General features: G+C 72.4%; 24 protein-coding genes and 1 pseudogene. 16 read left to right on the top strand and 9 right to left on the bottom strand.

The features are described 5' to 3' along the window. The first annotated feature begins 161 nt into the window (after window positions 1-161). On the top strand, window positions 162-2,168 hold the full coding sequence (recQ, locus tag ABZZ04_RS02395; RefSeq protein WP_356930314.1) for a DNA helicase RecQ: 2,007 nt from the start codon (window positions 162-164) through the stop codon (window positions 2,166-2,168). Between the two features lie 166 nt (window positions 2,169-2,334). Here recQ and ABZZ04_RS02390 read toward each other — a convergent pair whose 3' ends face one another. From ABZZ04_RS02390 to ABZZ04_RS02375, 4 genes are all read right to left on the bottom strand, one after another. Beyond that, window positions 2,335-3,021, bottom strand: coding sequence for a GPP34 family phosphoprotein (locus ABZZ04_RS02390; RefSeq protein WP_356930313.1), 687 nt, complete (start codon window positions 3,019-3,021; stop codon window positions 2,335-2,337). Further along, on the bottom strand, window positions 3,018-4,247 hold the full coding sequence (gene fahA / locus ABZZ04_RS02385) for a fumarylacetoacetase (RefSeq protein ID WP_356930312.1): 1,230 nt from the start codon (window positions 4,245-4,247) through the stop codon (window positions 3,018-3,020). The genes ABZZ04_RS02390 and fahA overlap by 4 nt, the downstream gene beginning before the upstream one ends. Window positions 4,248-4,385: 138 nt before the next feature. Further along, window positions 4,386-6,380: a CocE/NonD family hydrolase gene (locus ABZZ04_RS02380; protein WP_356930311.1), complete on the bottom strand. Its 1,995-nt coding sequence runs from the start codon at window positions 6,378-6,380 to the stop codon at window positions 4,386-4,388. A 9-nt stretch (window positions 6,381-6,389) separates the two neighbouring features. Next, entirely contained in the window at window positions 6,390-7,889 is a 1,500-nt protein-coding gene (locus ABZZ04_RS02375) for a peptide MFS transporter (protein WP_356930310.1), read from the bottom strand. A 156-nt stretch (window positions 7,890-8,045) separates the two neighbouring features. Here ABZZ04_RS02375 and ABZZ04_RS02370 point away from each other — a divergent pair, with 156 nt between their 5' ends. The 6 genes from ABZZ04_RS02370 (at window position 8,046) to ABZZ04_RS02345 (ending at window position 14,168) form a co-directional block, all read left to right on the top strand. Continuing rightward, the gene (locus ABZZ04_RS02370) at window positions 8,046-9,056 is read left to right on the top strand and encodes a polyprenyl synthetase family protein (RefSeq protein ID WP_356930309.1); all 1,011 of its coding nucleotides are present in this window, start codon (window positions 8,046-8,048) and stop codon (window positions 9,054-9,056) included. A 276-nt stretch (window positions 9,057-9,332) separates the two neighbouring features. Next, window positions 9,333-10,595 (top strand): DUF2092 domain-containing protein, encoded by a 1,263-nt coding sequence (locus ABZZ04_RS02365; RefSeq protein WP_356930308.1) that lies wholly within the window; start codon window positions 9,333-9,335, stop codon window positions 10,593-10,595. 178 nt (window positions 10,596-10,773) lie between these two features. Further along, the gene (locus ABZZ04_RS02360; RefSeq protein ID WP_356930307.1) at window positions 10,774-11,940 is read left to right on the top strand and encodes an ABC transporter ATP-binding protein; all 1,167 of its coding nucleotides are present in this window, start codon (window positions 10,774-10,776) and stop codon (window positions 11,938-11,940) included. Further along, entirely contained in the window at window positions 11,927-12,811 is an 885-nt protein-coding gene (locus ABZZ04_RS02355; RefSeq protein WP_356930306.1) for an ABC transporter permease, read from the top strand. Before ABZZ04_RS02360 ends, ABZZ04_RS02355 begins: the two co-directional genes overlap by 14 nt. A gap of 228 nt (window positions 12,812-13,039) precedes the next feature. Beyond that, window positions 13,040-13,633 (top strand): TetR/AcrR family transcriptional regulator, encoded by a 594-nt coding sequence (locus ABZZ04_RS02350; RefSeq protein ID WP_356930305.1) that lies wholly within the window; start codon window positions 13,040-13,042, stop codon window positions 13,631-13,633. Window positions 13,634-13,721: 88 nt separating this feature from the next. Next, complete coding sequence (locus ABZZ04_RS02345) at window positions 13,722-14,168, top strand: hypothetical protein (RefSeq protein ID WP_356930304.1); 447 nt, start codon at window positions 13,722-13,724, stop codon at window positions 14,166-14,168. Window positions 14,169-14,294: 126 nt separating this feature from the next. Here the strand turns inward: ABZZ04_RS02345 and ABZZ04_RS02340 are convergent, their stop codons facing one another. Then, window positions 14,295-15,101: an HAD family hydrolase gene (locus ABZZ04_RS02340; RefSeq protein WP_356930303.1), complete on the bottom strand. Its 807-nt coding sequence runs from the start codon at window positions 15,099-15,101 to the stop codon at window positions 14,295-14,297. Between the two features lie 346 nt (window positions 15,102-15,447). On the opposite strand from ABZZ04_RS02340, the pseudogene ABZZ04_RS02335 reads away from it, so the two are divergent. From ABZZ04_RS02335 to ABZZ04_RS02315, 5 genes and pseudogenes are all read left to right on the top strand, one after another. Further along, window positions 15,448-15,564: pseudogene (locus tag ABZZ04_RS02335) on the top strand (nitroreductase family deazaflavin-dependent oxidoreductase); the annotation flags it as partial. An 84-nt stretch (window positions 15,565-15,648) separates the two neighbouring features. Next, window positions 15,649-16,038: a VOC family protein gene (locus ABZZ04_RS02330; protein ID WP_356930645.1), complete on the top strand. Its 390-nt coding sequence runs from the start codon at window positions 15,649-15,651 to the stop codon at window positions 16,036-16,038. A 98-nt stretch (window positions 16,039-16,136) separates the two neighbouring features. Further along, entirely contained in the window at window positions 16,137-17,033 is an 897-nt protein-coding gene (locus ABZZ04_RS02325) for a helix-turn-helix domain-containing GNAT family N-acetyltransferase (RefSeq protein WP_356930302.1), read from the top strand. Window positions 17,034-17,117: 84 nt separating this feature from the next. Continuing rightward, the gene (locus ABZZ04_RS02320) at window positions 17,118-17,651 is read left to right on the top strand and encodes a DUF1877 family protein (RefSeq protein WP_356930301.1); all 534 of its coding nucleotides are present in this window, start codon (window positions 17,118-17,120) and stop codon (window positions 17,649-17,651) included. 75 nt (window positions 17,652-17,726) lie between these two features. After that, on the top strand, window positions 17,727-18,371 hold the full coding sequence (locus tag ABZZ04_RS02315) for a dihydrofolate reductase family protein (RefSeq protein ID WP_356930300.1): 645 nt from the start codon (window positions 17,727-17,729) through the stop codon (window positions 18,369-18,371). Between the two features lie 132 nt (window positions 18,372-18,503). Here ABZZ04_RS02315 and ABZZ04_RS02310 read toward each other — a convergent pair whose 3' ends face one another. Then, window positions 18,504-19,085 (bottom strand): TetR/AcrR family transcriptional regulator, encoded by a 582-nt coding sequence (locus ABZZ04_RS02310; RefSeq protein WP_356930299.1) that lies wholly within the window; start codon window positions 19,083-19,085, stop codon window positions 18,504-18,506. A 189-nt stretch (window positions 19,086-19,274) separates the two neighbouring features. Between ABZZ04_RS02310 and ABZZ04_RS02305 the strand changes: the two genes are divergently transcribed. Next, the gene (locus ABZZ04_RS02305) at window positions 19,275-19,691 is read left to right on the top strand and encodes a VOC family protein (protein WP_356930644.1); all 417 of its coding nucleotides are present in this window, start codon (window positions 19,275-19,277) and stop codon (window positions 19,689-19,691) included. A gap of 66 nt (window positions 19,692-19,757) precedes the next feature. On the opposite strand, the gene ABZZ04_RS02300 is transcribed toward ABZZ04_RS02305, so the two are convergent. Then, the gene (locus ABZZ04_RS02300) at window positions 19,758-20,354 is read right to left on the bottom strand and encodes a helix-turn-helix domain-containing protein (RefSeq protein ID WP_356930298.1); all 597 of its coding nucleotides are present in this window, start codon (window positions 20,352-20,354) and stop codon (window positions 19,758-19,760) included. A gap of 36 nt (window positions 20,355-20,390) precedes the next feature. Between ABZZ04_RS02300 and ABZZ04_RS02295 the strand changes: the two genes are divergently transcribed. Continuing rightward, the gene (locus ABZZ04_RS02295; RefSeq protein ID WP_356930297.1) at window positions 20,391-21,653 is read left to right on the top strand and encodes an alpha/beta fold hydrolase; all 1,263 of its coding nucleotides are present in this window, start codon (window positions 20,391-20,393) and stop codon (window positions 21,651-21,653) included. Between the two features lie 85 nt (window positions 21,654-21,738). Next, window positions 21,739-21,966, top strand: a complete 228-nt coding sequence (locus tag ABZZ04_RS02290) for a hypothetical protein (protein WP_356930296.1) — start codon at window positions 21,739-21,741, stop codon at window positions 21,964-21,966. A 61-nt stretch (window positions 21,967-22,027) separates the two neighbouring features. On the opposite strand, the gene ABZZ04_RS02285 is transcribed toward ABZZ04_RS02290, so the two are convergent. After that, window positions 22,028-22,372, bottom strand: a complete 345-nt coding sequence (locus ABZZ04_RS02285; RefSeq protein WP_356930295.1) for a DoxX family protein — start codon at window positions 22,370-22,372, stop codon at window positions 22,028-22,030. A gap of 177 nt (window positions 22,373-22,549) precedes the next feature. On the opposite strand from ABZZ04_RS02285, the gene ABZZ04_RS02280 reads away from it, so the two are divergent. Then, window positions 22,550-23,452: a sigma-70 family RNA polymerase sigma factor gene (locus tag ABZZ04_RS02280; protein ID WP_356930294.1), complete on the top strand. Its 903-nt coding sequence runs from the start codon at window positions 22,550-22,552 to the stop codon at window positions 23,450-23,452. Between the two features lie 71 nt (window positions 23,453-23,523). Here ABZZ04_RS02280 and ABZZ04_RS02275 read toward each other — a convergent pair whose 3' ends face one another. Next, the gene (locus tag ABZZ04_RS02275; protein WP_356930293.1) at window positions 23,524-23,937 is read right to left on the bottom strand and encodes an arsenate reductase ArsC; all 414 of its coding nucleotides are present in this window, start codon (window positions 23,935-23,937) and stop codon (window positions 23,524-23,526) included. Window positions 23,938-23,961 lie beyond the last annotated feature (24 nt).

The following is a 23,961-nucleotide window of genomic DNA, read 5'->3' as shown; positions in this document are numbered from 1 at the left end:
CGCGCACAGCAGCGACGACGCCGGACGGGCCCTGGAAGTCAAGCCCGTCCGGCGTTGTCGTACGCGGCGCCTATCGTGGCAGGGGACGGCGGCGGACAAGGACGAGCCGCGACCGGTCCGGGACGGAGCCGGGACAGGACGATGGCACGACGGGCGGGACCATGGATGTGACCGAGAGCGACGCACGGCGGACGCTGCACCGGGTGTTCGGATACGAGGCGTTCCGCGGCGAGCAGGAGGCGATCGTCGACCACGTGGTGGCCGGCGGGGACGCCGTGGTCCTCATGCCGACCGGTGGCGGGAAGTCCCTCTGCTACCAGATCCCGTCCCTGGTCAGATCGGGTACGGGCGTCGTCGTCTCCCCGCTGATCGCGCTGATGCAGGACCAGGTGGACGCCCTGCGGGCGCTCGGCGTGCGCGCCGGTTTCATCAACTCGACGCAGGACTTCGACGAGCGCCGCTCGATGGAGGCGCAGTTCGTCGCCGGTGAGCTCGATCTGCTCTACCTGGCTCCGGAACGGCTCCGCCTCGACTCCACGCTGGCGCTGCTCTCCCGCGGCGAGGTCTCCGTCTTCGCGATCGACGAGGCGCACTGCGTGGCCCAGTGGGGCCACGACTTCCGCCCCGACTACCTGGCCCTGTCGGTCCTCGGCGAGCGCTGGCCCGAGGTGCCGCGCATCGCCCTGACGGCGACCGCGACCGCCGCCACGCACGAGGAGATCACCGGGCGCCTGGGCATGCCCGACGCCAAGCACTTCGTCGCCAGCTTCGACCGGCCCAACATCCAGTACCGGATCGTGCCGAAGGCCGACCCGAAGAAGCAGCTGCTCTCCTTCCTCAAGGACGAGCACGCCGGGGACGCGGGCATCGTCTACTGCCTCTCGCGCAACTCGACGGAGAAGACCGCCGAGTACCTCTGCCGCAACGGCATCGAGGCCGTCCCGTACCACGCGGGGCTCGACGCGGGCACCCGCGCCGCCCACCAGTCCCGGTTCCTGCGCGAGGAGGGCCTGGTCGTCGTCGCGACCATCGCCTTCGGCATGGGCATCGACAAGCCGGACGTACGGTTCGTCGCCCACCTCGACCTGCCGAAGTCGGTCGAGGGCTACTACCAGGAGACCGGCCGCGCCGGGCGCGACGGGCTGCCGTCCACGGCCTGGATGGCGTACGGCCTCCAGGACGTCGTGCAGCAGCGCAAGCTCATCCAGGGCGGCGAGGGCGACGAGTCCTTCCGCCGCCGTGCCGCCGCCCACCTCGACTCGATGCTCGCCCTGTGCGAGACGGTCCGGTGCCGGCGCGGCCAGCTCCTGAAGTACTTCGGCCAGGACCCGACCGAGGAGTCCTGCGGCAACTGCGACACCTGCCTCACCCCGCCGGAGAACTGGGACGGCACGGTGGCCGCCCAGAAGCTGCTGTCGACCGTGGTGCGGCTGAAGCGGGAGCGCGGGCAGAAGTTCGGCGCGGGCCAGATCATCGACATCCTGCTCGGCCGCAAGACCGCAAAGGTCATCCAGTTCGACCACGACCAGCTCTCGGTCTTCGGCATCGGCGGCGAGCTGACCGAGGCCGAATGGCGCGGCGCGGTGCGGCAGTTGCTGGCCCAGGGGCTGATCGCGGTCGAGGGCGAGTACGGCACGCTGGTGCTGACCGAGGAGAGCGGCTCGGTGCTCGGCGGCGGGCGCGAGGTGCTGCTGCGCAAGGAGGCCCCGAAGCCCGCGTCGCGGTCCACGAAGGGCGAACGCAGGGCGAAGTCGCAGACGGCCGGGGCCGAGCTGGCACCCGAGGCCGTCCCGGTCTTCGAGGCGCTGCGGGCCTGGCGCGGCGCACGGGCGAAGGAGCAGGGCGTCCCGGCGTACGTCATCTTCCACGACGCGACACTGCGCGAGATCGCCACGGCCCGGCCGGACTCGACGAGCGCGCTGGGCGGGATCAGCGGCCTGGGCGAGAAGAAGCTGGCGACGTACGGGGAGGGGGTGCTGGAGGTCCTGGCCACGTTCGGGGAGGCGGGAGCGACGGCGGCCCCGGCCCCGGCTCCGGAACAGCAGCCCCTGGAGTCCGCCCCGGCCACGGCCCCCGCCACGCGGGTCCCGTCGGCACCGACGGCCCCGGCCGCCCCCGACGACGACCCGGAGTTCGGCTGGGACGAGGAGCCCCCCGAGTACGAGTGACCGAGTACGAGTGAGCGGTACGGACCGGGCGGCGGGGGTGGCACGGGCGGACTACTGCGGCTCGCGGGCCTTCTCCCGTTTCTGTCGGAAACAGAGGAAGGCCCCCCGAACGTGTGAACGCCCCGTGTGCGGCCGACCGGCAGGTTTCCAGGGCCTGGCGGCACCCTCAGTCGTCGCCCGAGCTGCTGTTCGAGCTGAAGAGCGGCCCGCGGTTCCCGGACGACCGGTCCCGGCGGACGTTCTCGTGCACCGCGCGGGCGGCCCAGTCGTCGTGGGCCAGGTCGCGCATCGCCCAGCGGTCGCGCAGACCGCCCCGGCCCACCTCGGACGCCAGGTCGGCCGCCGAGACCAGCGCGGCCAGGGCCCGGCTGCGCGGGTCCGGGAAACCGGCGGCCTCGGCGGCGGCGAAGCGGTCCCGGACCGCGAGGGACCGGGCCGGGTCCGTCGCCGGATGGCGGTGGTACGGCAGCAGGCCGAGGAACCGGTGGGTCTCCCGGCGCAGGACCGAGCGGCGCACCAGGTGCTCCGTGCACAGTTCCCCGGCGTACCGGCCGGCCTGCCGGACCCAGCGCCGCACGTCGATCCCGCCGTCCCCGGGCCTGCCCGCCTCCGGGGCCGACAGGCTCCCCAGGATTTGGGCGAGGAACGGGTCCGGGGGAGCGAGCGGGTCGACCACCCGGATCCACCCGGACCGTTCGGCGACCCGGCCCTGGAACTCCAGCTCCCGCAGGGCCGCGCCCGCCACCCCGTACTCCAGGAAGCGGTAGCGGCACAGCGGCTTGCCGCGCAGCGGGTGCAGTGCGAGCAGCAGCAGTTCCTCGGGGAGCGTGAGCTCCGGGGCGGGAGATGTCATGACGCGGGCACGATCCGTCCGGTGACCTCGCCGATCCCGACCCGGGTGCCGTCCGGTCCCGGCGCCCAGGCCGTCATCGTCACGACGTCGCCGTCCTCCAGGAACGTGCGCTTGCCGTCCGGGAGGTCCAGCGGATCGCGGCCGTTCCAGGTCAGCTCCAGGAGGGAGCCGCGCAGGCCGGGCTCGGCACCGCTGACCGTGCCGGAGCCGTACAGGTCGCCGGTGCGCAGCGACGCGCCGTTCACCGTCATCTGGGCCAGCATCTGGGCCGCCGTCCAGTACATGGTGGCGAACGGCGGCTCGGCGACCACCTGCCCGTTGATCGCGACGGAGATCCGCAGGTCGAAGCCGCCGGCCTCGTCCTCGTCCGCGTCCTCCAGATAGGGGAGCAGCGGGAAGTCGCGGGCCGGGGGCGCGACCCGGGCCGACTCCAGCGCCTCCAGCGGGGTCACCCAGGCCGACACGGACGTGGCGAAGGACTTGCCGAGGAACGGGCCGAGCGGGACGTACTCCCAGGCCTGGATGTCCCGCGCCGACCAGTCGTTGAGCAGGCAGAGCCCGAAGACGTGGTCGCGGAAGTCGCCGAGCGGGACGGGGGTGCCCTGCTCGGAGCCGACGCCGACGACGAAGCCGACCTCGGCCTCGATGTCCAGCTTGACGGAGGGGCCGAAGACGGGGGCCGGGTCGGTCGGCGCCTTGCGCTGGCCGGACGGACGCACCACGTCCGTGCCCGACACGACGACGGTGCCGGACCTGCCGTGGTAGCCGATCGGGAGGTGCTTCCAGTTGGGCGTCAGCGCCTCGCCGTTCGGCCGGAAGATCTGCCCGACGTTGGTGGCGTGGTTCTCGCTGGCGTAGAAGTCGACGTAGTCCCCGACCGCGTAGGGCAGGTGCAGCGTCACGGTGTCGAGCGGGTGCAGCAGCGGCTCGATGTCGGCGCGGTGCGCCGGGACCGTGACCCAGGCGGTCAGGGCCCGCCGGACGTCCCGCCAGGTGGTGCGGCCCGCCGCCAGCAGCGCGGTCAGGTCCGGCTGGGCGAGGAGCTGCGCGTAGGGGGAGCCGAGCGCGTGCGCGGCGGCCCCGGCGTCCAGGACGTGGTTGCCGATGCGGACGCCGACCCGGCGGTCCTCGGGGTGGTCGGGGGTGGAGAACACTCCGTACGGAAGGTTGTGCGGACCGAAGGGGTCGCCCTCGGCCAGATCGAGCGGGCTGCTCTGCTCGGGCATGTGTTGCCGCCTCGCTTTCCAGGTCGCTTGGGGGACACGTTACGTGGGTGCCACCACCCGGTGGGAGTGCCCCAACCGCCCCTGATGCCCGGAAAGTTCCGCCATGCCCCTCCCGGGGGCGCGGTCCGCGACGGAGGCTCAGCCGGACGTGCGCGGGATCCGCTTCTCCCAGGTGCGGTGGAAGATCACCTCGCCGCCCTCCTTGCACATCACCTCGTTGGACGTGATGAAGTCGGTGGCGTCAGCGCCGGTCTCGGAGCGGGTCTCGATCCGCACGTCCCAGGCCATTTCCGGCCGGTGCAGCCGGATCGCCCAGTCGGAGCGGGCGTGTGCGGTGAGCGGGTCGTCCTCCCGGATCGTGTACGTCTCCAGGGCGTCCTCGGTGAACTCCAGGCCGTCCGGGTAGATGCGGGTGCCGCCGTAGCGCGGGTCCACCTCCAGCCGCCATTCGCCCTTGGCGACGTCGCGGACCACCAGCCGTTCGGGGCGCTGCTCGTCGAGTGTCACCGGGTGGACGACGCCGAGCGGCTCCGACTGCTCCGGGGGCTCGAAGCGGATGTTCGGGTCCTGGATGCGGCGGCGCACCGGCAGTTCGAGGAGGCTGCCCTCGGCGTCCAGGGTGAATCCGGCCGATCCGGCCTGCGGCCAGATCCACGGCCAGTACGAGGAGGAGACCGCGAGCCTGATCCGGTGGCCGGGCGGGAAGGCGTGCCCGATGGCGTTCAGTTCGAAGGTCACGTCCTCGGTGTCGCCGACCGGCCAGTCGTCGGTGCGGTCGCGGCCGTGCCGGGCGGCCAGGTTGAGCGCGCCCCGGGTGACCAGGGTGGAGGAGCCGTCCGGTGCGACGTCGCAGAGCCGGGCGATCGCCTGGCCGCGCGGGGCGTCCGTCCGGATGCGCAGATTCACCCGGGGGCGGCCCAGGATCTCGATCGGCTCGCCCTCGACGGGGAACTCGAAGCAGACCGACTTGGCGTCCTCGTCGCGCTGGTCGGGCGGCAGGTCGGCGTCGTTGCCGAACGGGAAGAACCGCCCGGCGTCCAGTCCGGTCTGCTGCGGCGAGTCGACGATCCGCGGCCCGCCCCGGAAGGCGTAAGCCACCGGGGTGACGTTCGGAGACGGCCAGCGGGTCTCGCCCGCCCAGCGGCCCGGCAGCGTCTCGTACACGGTGGCGGGGCGGTGCGAGTCGCTGATCCAGGCCCGCAGCAGCGGCTCGGACATGACGCCGGTGTCCTCGTCCTTCAGGTGCTGGTCCCACCAGCGCAGCGTCTCCTGGAGGAAGCCGATCGACGGGCCCGGCGGCAGCCCGCGGTCCGGGTACTGGTGCGACCAGGGTCCGATCAGCCCGCGCACCCGGTCCGGGTCGAGGTGCTCGACGAGCCGCAGGACGGTGTCGCGGTACGGGTCGTGCCAGCCGCCCACCGCGAGGACGTTCGCCCGGATCGCGGAGTAGTCCTCGCAGACGCTGCCGTGCTTCCAGTAGTCGTCGCGGGTCTGGTGGGCCAGCCAGGTGTGGATGAAGGGTTCGACGGACGCCAGCCGTCTGCGCCACATGTCCTTCCAGTCCTCGCCGACCTGCGCCGGGTCCGGCGGCCGGGCGACGAAGGCCAGCATGGTGGCCGCCCAGGCGTGCATGTCGACGGCGAGCACCGAGCCGCCCATGTAGTGGACGTCGTTGTCGTAGCGGTCGTCGGTCGAGCAGACGGTCACGACCGCCTTCAGCGGTTCGGGGGCCAGTGCGGCGATCTGGAGCGAGTTGAAGCCGCCCCACGAGATGCCGAACATGCCGACCCGGCCGGAGCACCAGTCCTGCCGGGCCAGCCAGTGCACGACCTCGACGCCGTCGGCCAGTTCCGTCGCGTCGTACTCGTCGCCCGGCAGGCCCTCGCTGTTGCCGTGGCCGCGCACGTCCACCCGGACGGAGGCGTAGCCGTGGCCCGCGTACCAGGGGTGGCGCTGCCAGTCGCGCGGCGCGGTCCAGTCGCTCAGCCGGTACGGCAGGTATTCGAGGAGCGCGGGCACCGGCTCGTCGGTGACGGGCCGCCAGATCCGCGCGTACAGCCGGGTGCCGTCCGGCAGCGGGATGCGGACGTCCTCATGGGTGGTGTCGTACGGGAACGTGGTGCGGATGTGCATGGCGTCACCTCAGTGGACGGGGTGCATGGTGCGCTTGAGCCAGGGCGCGGCGGCGACGACGGCCAGACCGGCCACCACCGCGATCGCGCCGTTGACACCGAAGTAGGCGGGGTTGGAGACCTCTCCGTACAACTTCACGACCTGGGCCTGGATGCCGTTGGCGAGGGCCAGCGAGAGGAACCAGAGCGCCATCGTCTGGCTGGCGAACGCCGCGGGGGCGAGCTTGGTGGTCGCGGACATCCCGGAGGTCTCCAGCAGGATGTCGCCGAGACCGAGCAGCAGGTAGGAGCCGACGATCCACCAGGCGGCCATCCGGTAGGTGTCGCCGGAGTGCCCGGAGGTCGGCACCACCATCAGCAGGAAGGACAGCCCGCCGAGGATCACCCCGAGGGCGATCTTGTTGGAGACGTGCGGCTGGCGCGGGCCCATCCGGGCCCAGACCGCGGCGACCACCGGGGCGAGCGCGACCTCGAAGGCGCCGAGCGCGGAGGCGTACCAGCTCGCCGGGAAGTGGAAGCCGAGGATCTCGGTGCGGGCGTTGGTCGACGCGAGCAGCATCATCGTCGAGTACGCCTGGAACAGGATGAAGTTGAAGACGACGGAGGCCAGGAACAGCACCACGTACGGGCGCAGCCTGCCGCGTTCCTCGCCGGTGACCCGCGGGCTGCGGAACATCACCACGAAGTACACGACCGGCGCGATCACCGAGACGAGGGTGAGCAGGTCCACGAAGCGGTCCATGGTCAGCCACCCGGTCAGGGCCAGGACGGTGGCGAGGACCGCGACCACGACGGCACCGGCGACGATCAGCCGGACGGCGCGGCGCATGGGTGCCGGTGCCAGCGCGAATTCGGCACTGTGCCTTCGCCCGGCCAGGTGACGCCGGCCCAGTACGTACTGGGCGAGGCCGAGGGTCATGCCGAAGGCGGCGGCCGAGAAGCCCCAGTGCCAGCTCGCGTGGTCCCCGAGCCAGCCGGTGATCAGCGGGCCGAGGAACGCCCCGATGTTGATGCCCATGTAGTAGAGGGCGAAGCCCGCGTCGCGGCGCTCGTCGTCGGTGCGGTAGAGCTTGCCGACCATGGTGGCCACATTGGGCTTGAGCAGGCCGGTGCCGGCACTGATCAGGCCGAGGCCGATCCAGGTCATCGCGTCGGTGGGCACCGCCATGGCGTAATGCCCGCAGGCGATGAGGATGCCGCCGTACAGGACGGCGCGGTACGAGCCGAGCATCCGGTCGGCCAGCCAGCCGCCCGCCACGGATACCAGGTAGACCAGGGTTCCGTAGGCCGCCGAGACGGACGCGGCGGTGCCCGGCTCCATTCCCATGCCGCCGTGGGCGACCGTGTCGGCGAAGTAGAGGACCAGGATCGCCTGCATGCCGAGGAACGAGAACCGTTCCCAGACTTCCAGGCCGGACAGGGTCATCAGCCCCCGAGGCTGGCCGAAAAAGGCCTGGTCATCGCCCGGGGGAGGCTGAGTCGGTTCGGTGTCTGCGGCCGCGTTGGACAAAAGGGGTACTCCTGATCGTACGAGCTGATCACGAACATACCGGCGGCGGCGGGAAGGCGCCCACGGTGATCCAAAGGGGACCGGATACGCTGACTTGAGTGATGACAGCGACGCATCGGTATTCCGTGTGATCGTCAGCAGACAGGAGATCCCCTCGTGACCGTCGTCGGGCCGTTCGGACTGAGCGTGCGGGACCATGCTCTTGAGGCCGATGTCCAGGCCGGTTTGGCTGCTGTCGAGGCCGGGCTGCTCGACGTGACCAAGAGCGACGTGCCCTTCATCACGGAGGCCGCACAGCATCTCGTCCGAGCCGGAGGCAAACGTTTCAGGCCACTGCTGGCGATGCTGGCGGCCCGGTTCGGCGACCCCGACGCGCCGGGCGTGGTGCCCGCCGCCGTCGTCGTCGAGCTGACGCACCTCGCGACGCTCTACCACGACGACGTGATGGACGAGGCGGACGTGCGCCGCGGCGTCGACAGCGCCAACAGCCGCTGGGGCAACTCGGTGGCCGTGCTGACCGGCGACTTCCTCTTCGCCCGTGCCTCGCACATACTGGCCGACCTCGGCCCGGAGGCCGTACGCATCCAGGCGGAGGCGTTCGAGCGGCTGGTCACCGGCCAGATCCTGGAGACCGCCGGCCCGGACGAGGGCCGCGACCCGGTGGAGCACTACCTGGAGGTGCTGCGCGGCAAGACCGGCTCGCTGATCGCGGTGGCCTGCCGGTTCGGCGCGATGATGGCCGGTGCGCACGAGTCGACCGTCGACGTCCTCACCCAGTACGGCGAGCGGCTCGGCGTCGCCTTCCAGCTGGCCGACGACGTGCTCGACATCGCGTCCGACTCGCACGAGTCCGGCAAGACCCCGGGCACCGACCTGCGCGAGGGCATCGCGACCCTCCCCGTGCTGCACCTGCGGGCCCGGGCGGCGGCCGAGGGCCGGCCGGAGGACCTGGAGCTCGTCGCGCTGCTGGACGCCGGTCTGGAGGACGACGCCCGGCACGCCGAGGCGCTGCGCAGGCTGCGCGTCCACCCGGCGCTGGAGCAGGCCAAGCGGGACACCATCCGGTACGCGGAGGAGGCGCGGGCGGCGCTGGCGCCGCTGCCCGGGAGCCACGCCAAGGCCGCGCTGGAGGAGCTGTGCGACGCGGTGGTGCACCGGGCGGGCTGAGAGCCGGACGGCCGCGGTCCCGCGTGCCGGGGCGCGGCGGTGACCGCGCCCTGCCCAACTCGCCCCCGCCGTACGCCCCCTACGGGACGGAGCAGTCGGACCCGCGCGGTGTCATACCGAAGAGGTAGGCGGAGTTGCTCCCGCGGGCTGACGCCTTCGGGTCACCGATTTGGTCAGATGGAGAACGTCCACTCCTGACCAAACCGGTGAGAATGGCGGCACGGAGTGGACGAGTGCAACTGGACGGAAGCCGCCGACCACGGAGGTAGGGCACACATGGCACCGAACGACAGCGCAGAGACCGGCGGGACCAGGGGCACCGCCGTCGGCCGCCGGAAGGCGGCGCGTTACATCGTCCCGGTCGCGGTGGCGGGAGTGGCGGCCGCGACGATCGGGCTCGTGCCGGCGCTCGCGAGCACCGGTGACCCCGATCTGCCGAAGATCACCGCACAGGAACTCATCGAGAAGATCGCCGCTTCGGACACCGAGCGGCTCTCCGGCACGGTGCGCATCAGCACGGACCTCGGCATCCCCTCGCTCGGCGGCCTGGCCGACGCCTTCGTCCAGGGCGGCGGTGGCGGCGAGAGCGCCGACCCGCAGGAGCGGATGACGGAGCTGGCGTCCGGCACGCACACGCTCCGGGTCGCCGCGGACGGCCCCGACAAGCAGCGGCTGTCGATCCTGGACAACGCCTCGGAGTACAGCCTGATCCGCAACGGCGACGAGGTCTGGGCCTACGACAGCGGCTCGGACCAGGCGTACCACGCCACCGCGGACAAGTCCGCGCGGGGCTCCGGCGGGAAGTCCGCGCACCCCGCCCCCGACGGCGTCCCGGCCACCCCGAAGGAGCTGGCCGAGCAGCTGCTGGAGGCGGCGGGCCCCACCACGTCCGTGACGGTCGACGGCACCGCCCGGATCGCCGGACGCGACGCGTACAAGCTGGTCGTCAAGCCGAAGCAGAGCGGCTCCACGATCGGTTCGGCCACGGTCGCGGTCGACGCGGAGAACGGCGTGCCGCTGAAGTTCACCCTCCTCGCGAGTGCCGGCGGCAAGCCCGTCGTCGACGCCGGGTTCACCGATGTCGACTTCGGGAAGCCGGACGCCTCCTCGTTCACGTTCACCCCGCCCAAGGGCACCGAGGTGACCGAGGCCGACGACGCGAAGGCGCAGCGCGAGCAGGGCAAGGGCTTGGACAAGGGTCTGGGCAAGGGCCTCGACGGACTGTTCCCGGGCGTCGGCCAGTCGGGTGCCGGGGACCGGGGGGCCGGGGACACGAAGATCATCGGCGAGGGCTGGAACGCGATCGCGGAGATCAGCACCCCGGGCGGCACCGGTCTCCCCTCGAAGGCGTCGGACGAGGTACCGGCCGAGGCCCAGCAGTTCCTGGACTCGCTCGGCGACAAGGTCACCGGCAAGTTCGGCTCGGGCACGGTCTTCAAGACCCGCCTGGTCAACGCGCTGATGACCGACGACGGCAAGGTCTACGTCGGCGCGGTCACGAAGGACGCGCTGGTCGAGGCGGCGAACAACGCCTCCTGACGCGGGGGCGCGCCGCGCGCCCCGACACCGCGCACCCGCCCCGTCGTACGCTCCGTACGGCGGGGCGGTTCGCCACGTCCGCCCCCGTCCGGGCGGACGGCACCGCCGGAGCACGGCCCGGGGACGTCCGGTCCGCCCGGCCGGACGAACGAACCCTGCCGACCCATGGGGAGTACGCATGACAGAGCCCGGGACCGCGGCCGAGCCGAAAGAGGTCCCCGCATCGGGAGCGGCCACCGGCCCGTCCGGCAGACCCGGGGCGGCCGACGAATCCGGGGCGGCCGGCGACTCCGGGACGATCGGTGACTCCGGCGACTCCGGTGACTTCGGTGACTCTGGGACGGCAGAAGGCCCCCGGACCGGCGGCGGCCCCCGGACCGGCGGCGATTTCGGGACCGGTGACGGCCCGGCGGCCGTGATCGAGACGCGGGGCCTCACCAAGCGCTACCGCGGCGGACAGCTCGCCGTGGACGGCCTCGACCTCAGTGTCCCCGGCGGCAGCGTCTTCGGCTTCCTCGGTCCCAACGGCTCGGGCAAGACCACCACCATCCGGATGCTGATGGGCCTGATCACCCCGACGGCCGGCACCGCGCGGCTCCTCGGCCATCCCGTGCCGGACGCCGCCCGCACCGTGCTCCCGCAGGTCGGCGCGCTGATCGAGGGGCCCGCGCTGTACGGATTCCTGAGCGGCCGGGACAACCTGCTGCGGTACGACTCCGCCGACCCGACCGCCGATCCGCGCACCCGCCGGGCCCGGGTGGGGCAGGCCCTGGAACGGGTCGGGCTGTCCGCGGCGGCCGACAAGAAGGCCAGGGCGTACTCCCTGGGCATGAAGCAGCGCCTCGGGCTGGCCGCCGCCCTGCTCCAGCCGCGCCGCCTGCTGGTCCTCGACGAACCGACCAACGGCCTCGACCCGCAGGGCATGCGGGAGATCCGCGCCCTGGTCAGGGAACTGGCGGCGGAGGGCACCACGGTCTTCCTCTCCTCGCACCTCCTCGACGAGATCGAACAGGTCTGCACGCACGCCGCGGTGATGGCCCGGGGCCGGCTGGTCGTCCAGGGCCCGGTCGCGGAGCTGGCGGCGGGCACCCGCGGTCGGCTGACCGTCACCACCCCCGACCCGGGCGACGCCGCGCGGGTCCTGGCGGAGCTGGGCGTCACCGGCGTCACGGCCGACGGCGACCGGGTGAGCGCCGAGGCGCCGCCGGGCGACGTCGAACTCGCCGACCTCAGCGCGGCACTGGTCCACGCAGGGGTGCGCCTGCGGTCCTTCGGCGTCGAACGGGCCTCGCTGGAGGACGCCTTCGTCGCACTCACCGGAGAGGGTTTCGATGTCGCAGGCTGAAAGCGCGCCCGGGGTCGCGAGGACCGGGAGGAGTCCGCTGTGGACCTTCGGGATCCTCCGTTCCGAGCTGGTCACCACCCTCCGCCGCTGGCGCACCCTGGCCCTGCTCGGGGTGCTGGCCGCCGTGCCCGTGCTGATCGGCATCGCGGTGCGCATCGAGACGGGCGGCGACTCCCCGCACGGACCGGGCGGCGGGGCGGGCCCGGCGTTCCTCTCCCAGGTCACCAACAACGGGCTCTTCCTGGTCTTCGCGGCCCTCGCGGTGACCCTCCCGGTCTTCCTGCCGATGGCCGTCGGGGTCGTCGCAGGTGACTCGGTCGCGGGCGAGGCGAACGCCGGAACGCTGCGCTACCTGCTGGTCGCCCCGGCCGGCCGGACCCGGCTGCTGCTGACGAAGTACGCCTCGGTGCTGGTGTTCTGCCTGGTCGCGACCCTGGTCGTGGCGCTGTCCGCGCTCGCCGTGGGCGCGTTGCTCTTCCCCGTCGGGGAGGTCACGACCATCTCGGGGACGCGGATCGGCTTCGGCGAGGGGCTGTTGCGGGCCGGACTGGTCGCGGTGGTCGTCGCCGCGTCACTGGCCGGGTTCGCGGCCGTGGGTCTGTTCATCTCGACCCTGACCGGCAGCGGGATCGCGGCCATGGCCGCCACCGTCGGAATACTGATCACCGTTCAGATCGTGGACAGCATCCCGCAGTTGAGCGGAATCCACCCGTACCTCTTCCCGCACTACTGGCTGTCGTACGCGGATCTGCTGCGGGCCCCGGTCTACTGGGACGAAGTGGTCAGGAACCTGGGGCTCCAGGGCCTGTACGCGGCGGTGTTCGGCTCGGCTGCCTGGGCCCGTTTCACGGCGAAGGACATCACGGCCTGACGCGCGGGACGGCCCCGGTCGGGCACGCGGAGTGCGGGGACGGTCACCGCTCGCGCCGTCGGCCGGGCGAGCCGTCCCCCGATCGGCTCGTCGCGGCACGAACGGCACGAACGGTGCGGGTCACGGGAACGACACGACACGGCACGTTCCGTTTCCGCCTGGGTATTGTTCGACCTCTGGCGACAGGCTGTCAACAAGGCCCGGTTCAAACACCCCTATGCTCACCGAATGATCACATCGCCGAGTTCACTGCGCCGCAGCGAGAGATCACGCAGGGCGACCCTGGAGGCCGCCCTCGAACTGTGCACGGAGAAGGGGTACGGGCGCGTCACCGTCGAGGCCATCGCGGCCAGGGCGGGCGTCAGCAAGAAGACGATCTACCGCTGGTGGCCGTCGAAGAGCGCGGTGATCCTGGAGGCGTTCACCGAGGCCCTGGTCGGCACGACGCCGTTCGCCGACACCGGGGACATCGCCGCCGACCTGCGGAGCAACGTGATGGGCGCGGTGCGGCTCATCTCCACGCCGCCCTTCGGCCCCGCGTACTCCGGGATCCTCTCCGAGATGCACCACGACGACGCCCTCACCGAGATCGTCAGGTCGAAGCTGATCGCCCCCCGCTGCGAGGAGGCCGTCGGCCGGCTGCGCCGGGCCCAGGAACAGGGCCAGATCCCGCCGGACGCCGATCTCCCGCTGGCCGTGGAGATGCTGTACGGCCCGATGTACTACCGCCATGTCCTGCGCATGCCGATCCAGGACGAGGAGGAGATCGCCGCCCTGGTCGCGCATGTGCTGCGGGCGATCGGGGCACCTCCGGAACCCTGAGAACGGGCGACGCCCCGCGCCCGGACTCCTCACGGGACGGTGTGCCGCGCCCGGCCCCGTTGTCAGAGGGCCGTGCGAGCATGCGCACATGGGAAATCTGTACGACTACTTCGGTGCGCCGGACGACGCGGCGGCCCTGACGGCGTTCGACGAGGGGGCCGGGGCCGCCGGATTCCCGGTGCTCCCGGTCAAGGGAATCGACCCGTACGTGCAGTTGGGGCAGGCCGAGAGCCTGCTCACCGGCACGCCGTACGACGACATCACGCCACTGCCGCGCTTCAACCGGCTGCTCAGTTCCCCCGAGGACGATTCCCGCTGGCTGGTCACGCTCACCGACGAGCTGCGTGACGCCCTGGTGTCCGCGCGGCCCGGCGGGTTCGCCGCGGTGGCCGAATCCTGGTCGCACATCGAGGAGTTCGGCGGGAGCGCCCGGCCCGAGGACCTGGCCGACTTCCTCGGGAGACTGGCGGACCTGGCCGAGGAGGCCGCGTCCCGGAGCGAGCCGCACCGGCTGTACTGCCTGATGTCGCTCTGATCGTTCCGCCGTTGGGCGGCACGGGCCGTTCGGCGGGGCCCTTCCGCGTCCCGCACCTGCGTTCCGTCCCCGTTGTGTTCCGTGCCCACCGTGTTCCGTGCCCGTTGTGTTCCGTGCCGCTCGCGCTCAGCCGAACACCCACTCCAGCACCTTCGCGACCCCGTCGTCCTCGTTCGACGACGTCACCTCGTCCGCTGCGGCCCGCAGGTCCGGGTGGGCGTTGGCCATGGCGACGCCGTGCCCGGCCGCACGGAACAGGGGCAGGTCGTTGGGCATGTCCCCGAAGGCGATCGCGGTGTCCGCGGCCACCCCGAGGTATTCGGCGGCCAGCGCGAGACCGGTTCCCTTGTCGACCCCGTACGGCTGGAGCTCGACCGTGCCGGGGCCGGAGTGCGTGACGGTGGCGAGGTCGCCGACGACCCCGCGGGCCGCCTCGGCCAGCGCGTCGTCGGTGAGCTCCGGGTGCCGGACGAGGACCTTGACCACGGGGGCGGACCACAACTCGTGGCGGTTGCGGGTGCGTTGGGCGGGCAGCGTCGGGTGGGGCATCCGGTAGCCCGGCTCGATCAGGGTGCGGCCCTCGGGCCCGTCCTGGTCCACGGCCGCGAAGACCGGCCCCACCTCGGCCTCGATCTTGCCGAGCGCGGTGTCGGCCGCGTCCCGGTCCAGGGTGACCGTGCGCACCAGCCGTCCGGACCCGGCGTCGTACAGCTGGGTGCCCTGCCCGCAGACCGCCGGGCCCCGGTACCCCAGCCCGGCGAGCAGCGCGCGCATGCCGGGCACGGGCCGTCCGGTGACGACGAGGTGCCGGGCCCCGGCGCGGGCGGCCAGGGCGAGTGCGGCACGGGTGCGGGGACTCACGGTGTCGTCGCGGCGCAGCAGCGTGCCGTCCAGGTCGGTGGCCACGAGCGCATGTGCGGGCGGAATGTGCATGATGCAAAGGGTAGAAGCGCCCGGCGGGGGGCCGGGACCGCGTTGACAGGCCCTGCCGGGGTGCGTGTAATGGACGCGGTGTCACGTGACGCCGGCCGGGAGCAGTGGGCCGGCCGGTGGTCGGGTGAACACCCTTTCCGCACGAGGGGGCCCTCATGAGTTCGTACTCCGCGCCCTGCATCTGACGCCGACGCCCGCCGTGACGGCACGGCCGTACCTCGTCGTCCACGCCCCGCGGTTCTGCCCCGGGCACCCCGTTCCGCTCCCACCCCGCAGCCGTCCGCGTCCGGCGCCGGAGGCCGTGTGCCGTGACGGGTGCGACCCGCCGTCCCGCGTGCGTGATCCACGCGCCGAACTCGACAGGATGTCCACGGAGCCGAACGCGCACCTCGACCACGAGGAGGAGCAGCTGCTGCCCCTGCCGGCCGGCATTCCCCGGCCTCCCGCGCCCCCGGCTCCCTGAGACATGCGAACCGAACCGAATCAGACAGAACTGAATCGGACCGAACCGAACCGCTCTCGGGCGGGAGAAAGGCCGTACGTGCGAGTGAGAGTGAAGGACTTCGACCATCTGGTGCTCAACGTGCAGGACGTCGAGCGATCCCTGGAGTTCTACTGCGGCCTTCTCGGCCTGGAATCGATCAAGGTGGACGAGTGGCGGGCGGGGAAGTTCCCGTTCCCGTCGGTACGGGTCAGCCCGGTGACGATCATCGACCTGCTGGGCCGGCCGCGCCATGAGTCGAACGTGGACCACATCTGCCTGGTCGTCGAGCCGCTGGACTGGCAGGAGGTCATCGACTCGGGCGTCTTCGACGTGCTGGAGGGCCCGGTCTCCCGCTCCGGCGCCCGGGGCGAGGCGCAGTCGGTGTACGTCCGGGACCCGGACGGCAACACCGTCGAGCTGCGCTGGTACCCGCAGGACATGGTGAAGGACTGACCGGCCGGGTGCGGCCCCGGACGGGGACACCCCCGTCCGGGGCCGCGGCGCGGCGCATCAGCCCCGCCTTCGCAGAATTCTCTGACTAGAGTCAGAGAATGGATGAACGGATCGATCTGGTAAGGCGGTTCAACCGCACCGTCGCCGAACGCGTGGGCGTGCTCCACGACCACTACCTGGGCCGCGACCGGCCGGTCGGCGAGGCCCGGCTGCTCTGGGAGATCGGCGAACAGGGCCTGGACGTGCGGCGTCTGCGCGAGCGTCTCGGGCTCGACTCCGGTTACGTCAGCCGGCTGCTGCGTTCCCTGGAGGCCGACGGCCTGGTGACGGTGGGGCCGCACCCCCGGGACGGGCGCGTGCGCACGGTACGGCTCACGGGGAGGGGGCGGGAGGAGCGGTCCCTGATCGACGACCGCAGCAACGAACTGGCCGGCTCCCTCCTCGAACCGCTCAACTCCGCGCAACGCGACCGGCTGGTCGCGGCGATGGCCGAGGTAGACCGGCTGCTGACCGCCGCGACGGTCGCCCTGGACGTCGTCGACCCCGACCACCCCGACGCCCGGTACTGCCTCACTTCCTACTTCGACGAGGTGAGCGGGCTCTTCGAGACCGGTTTCGACCCCGCGCGCAGCCTGCTGCCCGACGCGGGCGAACTCCGGCCGGAGCGCGGCCTGTTCCTGGTCGCACGGCTGCACGGCGAGCCCGTCGGCTGCGCCGGGGTGAAGCTGCCGCCCGGGGGGCCGGCGGAGATCAAGCGCATGTGGGTCGCACCCCGGGCCCGCAGGCTCGGTCTCGGCCGCCGGTTCCTGGCCGAACTGGAGGAACGGGCCGCCCGGCACGGCTGCGACGTGTTGCGGCTGGACACCAACAGGGCGCTCGGTGCCGCGATCGGCCTGTACCGGTCCTTCGGCTTCCAGGAGGTCGCGGCCTTCAACGACGAGCCGTACGCCCACCACTGGTTCGAGAAGCGGATCGCCGCACCGCCGGCCGGGTGACGGAGCTCCGATTGTCAGTGCCGTCGAATAGGGTCTGTCCGCCCGGCCCGACCAGGGGGCCGCCGAACCGGGGGACTCGTCGCGATGAGTATCCACCTGCACTTTCGCGCCGTTGCGAAGTCGGAGATCCGGGACGACCACACCTGGCTCGCGGCGTTCATGTCCGAGGCGTGGCAGAACCACCCCGCCGAGTACGCGGAGGGCGTCGCCGGCTCGATCGAGAAGGTCTTCGGCTTCGTGAACGACCTCTACGCCGCGGCCGATGCCCTCGACACGGACACGGACACGGGAACGGGCATGGGCATGGAAGCGGGTGTGGGCAGGGCCTGGGAGCTGCCGGTATACGGGGGCCGCCCCGTGGCGCACGGAGCCGGTGCCGACCCCTCCGACCCGCCCATGATGCTTCTGGAGCCGCCCGGGGTGGCGCGGGCCGCGGACTTCCTCGCGGGGGTCTCCTTCGACGAGCTGTGGAGCGTCGCCGGTGCGGGTGCCTGCGGTCGTCTCGGTGAAGAAGCGCAGGCCGGGCAGGAGTTCCTGCGGTATCACGAGGATCTTCGCCGACTCTACGGACGGGCGGCTTCGGCGGGCCGGGCCATGGTCAAAGTGGTGTGGGCCTGAAACGTGGCCGCGACCCCGATGAGTTCTCCCGGCCCGAACGGTCCCAATCACTGCCGACGAACACAGGAGAAACACGTGGAACAGTTGCTGAGGGTCCAGAACTTCAACGTTTCGAGCGACGGGTTCGGCGCCGGTGAGGGTCAGAGCCTGGAGAGGCCGTTCGGGCACGCCGATCCGGGGACCATGTTCAGCTGGGCCGGGGCCACGGCGAGCTGGCCCAACCGCACCGACCCCGGCGGGAGCCGCGGCCTCGACGACTACCTCACGCGGGACTTCACGAACAACATCGGCGCCGAGATCATGGGCCGCAACAAGTTCAGCCCCCAGCGCGGGCCCTGGCAGGACCACGACTGGCTCGGCTGGTGGGGCGACGAACCGCCGTTCCGCACCCCGGTGTTCGTGATGACGCACCACCTGCGGCCCTCGTTCACGCTCTCCGACACCACGTTCCACTTCATCGACGACGAACCGGCAGCGGTGCTCGAAAAGGCGCGGGAGGCGGCGCAGGGCAAGGACGTCCGCCTGGGCGGCGGGGCCGCCACCATCCGGCAGTTCCTCGAAGCCGATCTCGTCGACACCCTGCACGTGGCGGTCTCGCCGGTGAAGCTCGGGGCCGGTTCGCGGCTCTGGGAGTCTCCCGACGAGCTGCTCGACCGGTTTCACCTGGACGTCGTGCCCAGTCCGAGCGGCGTGACGCACCACCTGTTCTGGCGCAAGTGACGGAAGGGCCCGCCGGGCGGTGACCGGAACCGGCCGGGGTCGGGGGAGGCCCCGGCCCCCCGGCCCCCGGCCCTGCGCCCCCGCCCACGCCCACGCCCCGGCCCCCGGACCTCCGGCGGCTGCGCCGAGAGGTCAGGCCGGGGCCCGCAGCCCCGCCAGGAGCCGGTCGAGCGCCTGCTCCGCGGCCTGCGGATCCCCGCCCCGCGCGATCCAGAGCGCGGCCTCGTTCATCGCCCCCGAGAGCAGCCGGGCCAGGGGCTCCACCGGCTGATCGGCGATGATCCCGGCCCCGGCGAGCGTCGTCAGGGCCTCCGCGAGGTGCCGGGCCGAGGACTCCTCGTCCATGGCCCGCCACTCGTCCCAGCCCAGTACGGTCGGCGCGTCGACCAGCAGGATCTGTCGCACGGCCGGATCGGTCCCCGCGGCGAGGAAGGCCCGGCAGCCGGCCCGGAGCTGCTCCCAGAGGTCCTCGTGCCGATCGGCCGCGGCGGCCACCCGCTCGCCCAGCTCCTGCTGGACCTCGGCGACGACGGCCCGGAAGAGCCCCGCCTTGCTGTCGAAGTGGTGGTAGGCGGCCCCCTTGGTGACCCCGGCGGCCCGCGCCACCTCGGCCAGCACCACGTGGTGGTAGCCGTCGGCGGCGAACCGGCGCCGCCCCTCGTCCAGCAGCGCCCGCCGCGTGGCCGCCCGCTGTTCCGCCCGGTTGACCGCCATCGTGTGCGGACCTCCCTCTCCATTCACATACCCGGGGTACGCTAACACCACGATTCACATACCCGGGGTATGTGAAATTGACGGAAGGACCCTGCCATGACGAACGACCTCACCGTGACGAGCAACTCCGGCGCTACGAACGGCCCCACCGCTACGAACGGCCCCACCGCGACTAACGGCCCCGCGGTCGTGCTCGGCGGCTTCTACCCGGTGCTCGCCACCCGTGACGTGGCCGCTTCCCGCGACTTCTACACCCGCCACCTCGGGTTCGAGGTGACCTTCGAGGCGGACTGGTACGTGAGCCTGCGCCGCCCCGACGCCCCGCAGTACGAGCTGGCCCTGCTGGACCACACCCACCCGACCTACCCCGAGAGCCACCGGGGCGCGCTCCGGGGCGGCCTGCTGCTGAACTTCGAGGTGGACGACGTGGACGCCGAGCACCGGCGGCTCGTGACGGCGGCCGGCCTCCCCGAGGTGCTGTCGCTGCGCACGGAGGAGTTCGGCCAGCGCCACTTCATCGTCGCCGCCCCCGACGGCGTGCTGATCGACGTCATCACGGTCGTCCCGGCCAGTGAGGAGTACGCGGCGCAGTACGCCGACGCCTGACGCCCGGCCCGTGGCCCCTCGCCCGGTGCCGGTGCCGGTGCCGTCCGGCCGGTCGGGTGCCGGGCGTCAGGAATCCGTCTCGTGCCCGTCGTTCCCGGCTCCGGTCGTTGTCGTCGGCGGCTCGGACTCCGACTGCCGGGACTCCAGCGGGAAGTGGATCGGGCTGAGCAGGTACTGCGCCCGCTCGGCGCTCGGGCGGTTGGCCAGCTTCGGGACGATGGCCGCGCGCAGTTCGCCGATCAGCTCCTCCAGTTCGCCGGGGCTGAGCCAGAGCGCGTGCTGCCGGTACCCCACCAGGTCGGCCACCGGGTCGCTGCCCTCGCGGTCGAGGTAGGCGTCGAACTCGGCCAGCAGGGCGGTCATGGCGGTGGCGAACGCCCGTCGGTGGTCCTCGGGGCCGAGCGCGCGGACCGCTTCCGCGCCGATCACGGCCCGGTCCCGCCGCACCCGGTAGTGCCGCTGCACCGCGCCGCGCACCCTGCTCTTCTCGGCCACTTCGAGGATTCCGCCGTCCATCAGCAGGTCGATGTGCCGGTAGACGGTGGCCTTGGACGCCTCGGGGATGCGGGCGGAGAGCTGGGCGGTGGTCAGCGAACGCCCGCCGCCCAGCGCGTGCACGATCCGGAGCCGGATGGGGTGTGCGAGCAGAGTCAGGGAATCCATGACCGAACTTTCTCACAACTGCTACCGTTCGCAACTATGAGAATGGATGAGGGTGGGGCACTGGAGGCGGCGCGCGGCCTGGCCGCGCTGCTTCGGACGGAGCGTTTCGACGGGATCGTGGAACTCTTCGCGCCCCCGCTGCGGGCCGCGGTCTCCGCCCCGGCGCTGCGGCTCGCATGGACGGCCGAGGCCGCCGGGCGAGGCGGGGCCGAGTCGGTCGGGGAGCCGGCGATCGAGGACGCCGAAGCCGATCCGGTACGTGTGCGCATCCCAGTCATCTGTGCCGAGGGCGGCTTCGGAGTGGTCGCGTCGGTGGGTGGCGACGGTCTGTTGCAGGGGCTGCGGCTCGACCCGTACGGGGGTGCCGAGTGGCAGCCGCCGCACTACGCGGATACGGACCGGTTCACCGAGCGGGACGTCCTGCTCGGGACGGGTCCTCTGGCCGTGCCCGGGACGCTCAGTCTGCCGGTGGACCCCGGACCGTGGCCCGCCGTGGTGCTGCTCGGTGGTGGCGGCCCGTTCGACCGGGACGGGAGCAGCGGCCCGAACAAGCCGTTGAAGGACCTGGCCTGGGGGCTCGCCTCCCAGCAGGTGGCCGTGCTGCGCTTCGACAAGGTGACGTTTGCTCACCCGGGCGGCCTGGCACCGGACTTCACCATGGCGGACGAGTACCTGCCCTCCGCGCTCGCCGCCGTCCGGCTCCTGCTGCGGCAGCCCGGGGTGGACCCGGACCGGATCCATCTGCTCGGCCACAGTATGGGCGGCAAGGCGGCGCCCCGGATTGCCGCTGCCGACCCGTCCATCGCGGGCCTGGTGCTGCTCGCCGCGGACGCGCAGCCGATGCACGAGGCGGCCGTCCGGGTGGCCCGCTACCTCACGGCCCTTGCTCCGGAGGGGAGTTCGGACGAGATGGTGGCCGCGCTCGCCCGGCAGGCCGCGGTGGTGGCGGGTCCCGACCTCGCCCCCGACACCCCGCCGGAGCTGCTGCCCCTGGGCCTCTCCGCCGCCTACTGGCTCGATCTGCGCGCCTACGACCCGGTGGCCGCGGCAGCCGAGCTGTCCTGCCCGATGCTGATCCTGCAGGGCGGGCGGGACTACCAGGTGACCGTCGCCGACGACCTGACGCGCTGGCGGGCCGCGCTGGAACACCGGACCGACGTGGCGATCCGGATCCACCCGGACGCCAACCACCTCTTCCTCCCCGGCAGCGGCCGCCCCACCCCGGCCGAGTACGCACGGCCGGGACACGTCGAACCGGCCGTGGTGGACGGGATCGCGACCTGGCTGACGGGGCGGTGAGGAAGCCGGGTCCAAGGCGGGAGAGCCGGGGCCGAAAGGGGCTGCCGCGCCCGCGACCGCCGTCTAAACTCCCCCGATGGACAGCATGGTGAACAACATACGGTGCACCCAATGCGGTGCGGTGGGGCTGGAACCGGGCTTCGTCGGGGACCTCGGACAGGGCTCCCGCGGGTTCACGCAGTGGGTCGCGGGCGCTCTTGAGAAGGGCCTGCTGGGCAATGCCAAGCTGATGGGGCGACCGCGTTGGCAGATCGATGTCTACCGGTGCCCCCACTGCGGGCACTTGGAGCAGTTCGCCACTCAGCGCAGTTAGGGCAGCACCGTTCGGGCATCGCTGTTTCGAGGGCGATGCGGCGGCCCTGCCACGGCGGGTCTCACACGAAACAAGCGGTGGCGGCGACCGCGAGCAGCAGGTAGGCGACCGGGAACGCGAGGCCGCCGAAGGCGTGGGCGCGGACATGGGCCAGGATCGCGCCGACGAAGAACGCGGTCAGCCCGGCCCCGGCCGCCAGGCCCAGCCAGGACGCGCCGAGCAGCCCGATGGCGAGCCCGACGGCCCCCGCGAGTTTCAGGCTCGCCAGATACGGCAACGTGGCCGGTGGGACCCGGACCTGTGCGGAGTTCGCCAGGACGAAGGGGGCCCTCGCGTAGTCCGCGACGGCGATGGACGCGTTCGCGACGACGCACACCACCGTGGCGACGATCAGTACCGGGTTCATGATGCGTGCACCTCCATGGTCGTGGACGTTCCGGGCGGAACCGGCGCGCCGTCGGCGCGGAACCGCGCTCTCTGTAGGCTCATGGCGTTGTCATCTCCTCGGATGCGGGCGGGAACGGGAACGGGAACGGATCGAACCGTCCGTCCTGACGTCCGCCGACCCGGAAAGGTGACACCCGTGCCGATCACTTCCGAAAAGTTCGAGACCGCGCGCCCCCGTCTGCTGTCGGTCGCCCACCGCATGCTCGGATCGGCCCATGACGCCGAGGACGCGGTCCAGGCGGCCTGGGTGCGGGCCGCCACCGCCCGGTCCGGGCCGGAGATCGAGAACCCGGCGGCCTGGCTGACGACCGTCACCGCCAGGATCTGCCTGGACGAGCTGCGCGCCCGGCACCGCCGCAAGGAGGCCCCGCTCCTCGCGGACGCCATCCCCGCCGAACAGCTGGCCGTGGACGAGGAGATGCTCCGCAAGGAGGACGTCTCCCGCGCCCTCATGGTCCTGCTGAACCGGCTGACCCCGCCCCAGCGGATCGCCTACGTCCTGCACGACCTGTTCGCCGTGCCGTTCGACCGCATCGCGCCCGTGCTCGGAGTGACGGTGCCCGGAGCCAAGAAGCACGCCAGCAGGGCCCGCCGACGCCTCGCCCTCCCGCAGGAGAGCCCGGCCCGGACCGACGGCCCGGAACGGGCCGGTGCACCGATTCCGACCGATCGACCGGACCAGGAGATCGTCGAGGCGTTCCTGACGGCGGCGCGAACCGGCGACACCCGCACCATGCTCCGGCTGCTCGCGCCCGACAGCGTCCGCGACGCCGACGCGGCACTCCTGCCGCTCGGCGGCCGTACCGTCGTCACCGGCGCGGACGCCATCGCCGCCGAGACCGTACGGTTCCGCCACCGCATCGAAGCGGCGTGCCGCATGGTCGTCGACGGCCGGCCGGTGCACCTCATCGCCCCGGGCGGACACCCCTTCGCGACGATCGACATCGCCACGGCCGACCGGAAGGTCACGAGGATCACGCTGCGCCCCGTCCGGGCCGACGCCCGTTTCGCTCCCGCCGTCCCGGCGACGACCGCCTGACCCGTAACGGTGGACGCGCCCCCCGCCGGGATCGGGTCCGCCGGGATCGGGTCTGCCGGGACCGGATCCGCTCAGGCGGGCGCGACCTCGGCGATCAACTCCTCCACCAGGGACCTGATTTCGTCCCGGATCGGGCGGACGGCGTCGATGCCCAGGCCCGCCGGGTCGTCGAGTTTCCAGTCGAGGTAGCGCTTGCCGGGGAAGACGGGGCAGGCGTCCCCGCAGCCCATCGTGATGACGACGTCGGAGGACCGGACGGTGTCGACGGTAAGGACCTCGGGGACCTCGGCGGAGATGTCGATGCCGACCTCGGCCATCGCGGCGACGGCGGCCGGATTGACCGAATCGGCAGGGGCGGAACCGGCCGAGCGGACCTCGATCCGGTCCCCGGCGAGGTGGGCGAGCCAGGCCGCGGCCATCTGGGAACGGCCGGCGTTGTGGACGCAGACGAACAGGACGGACGGCTTGTCGGAGGACTCGGCCATGGTGATCGTTCTCTTTCGTCGCGT

Origin of the sequence: Streptomyces sp. NPDC006435 (genome assembly GCF_040612315.1) — a bacterium.
Lineage (GTDB): Bacteria > Actinomycetota > Actinomycetes > Streptomycetales > Streptomycetaceae > Streptomyces.
The sequence above is the reverse complement of the archived record's forward strand: the minus strand, read 5'-3'. Positions and strand labels throughout refer to the sequence as shown.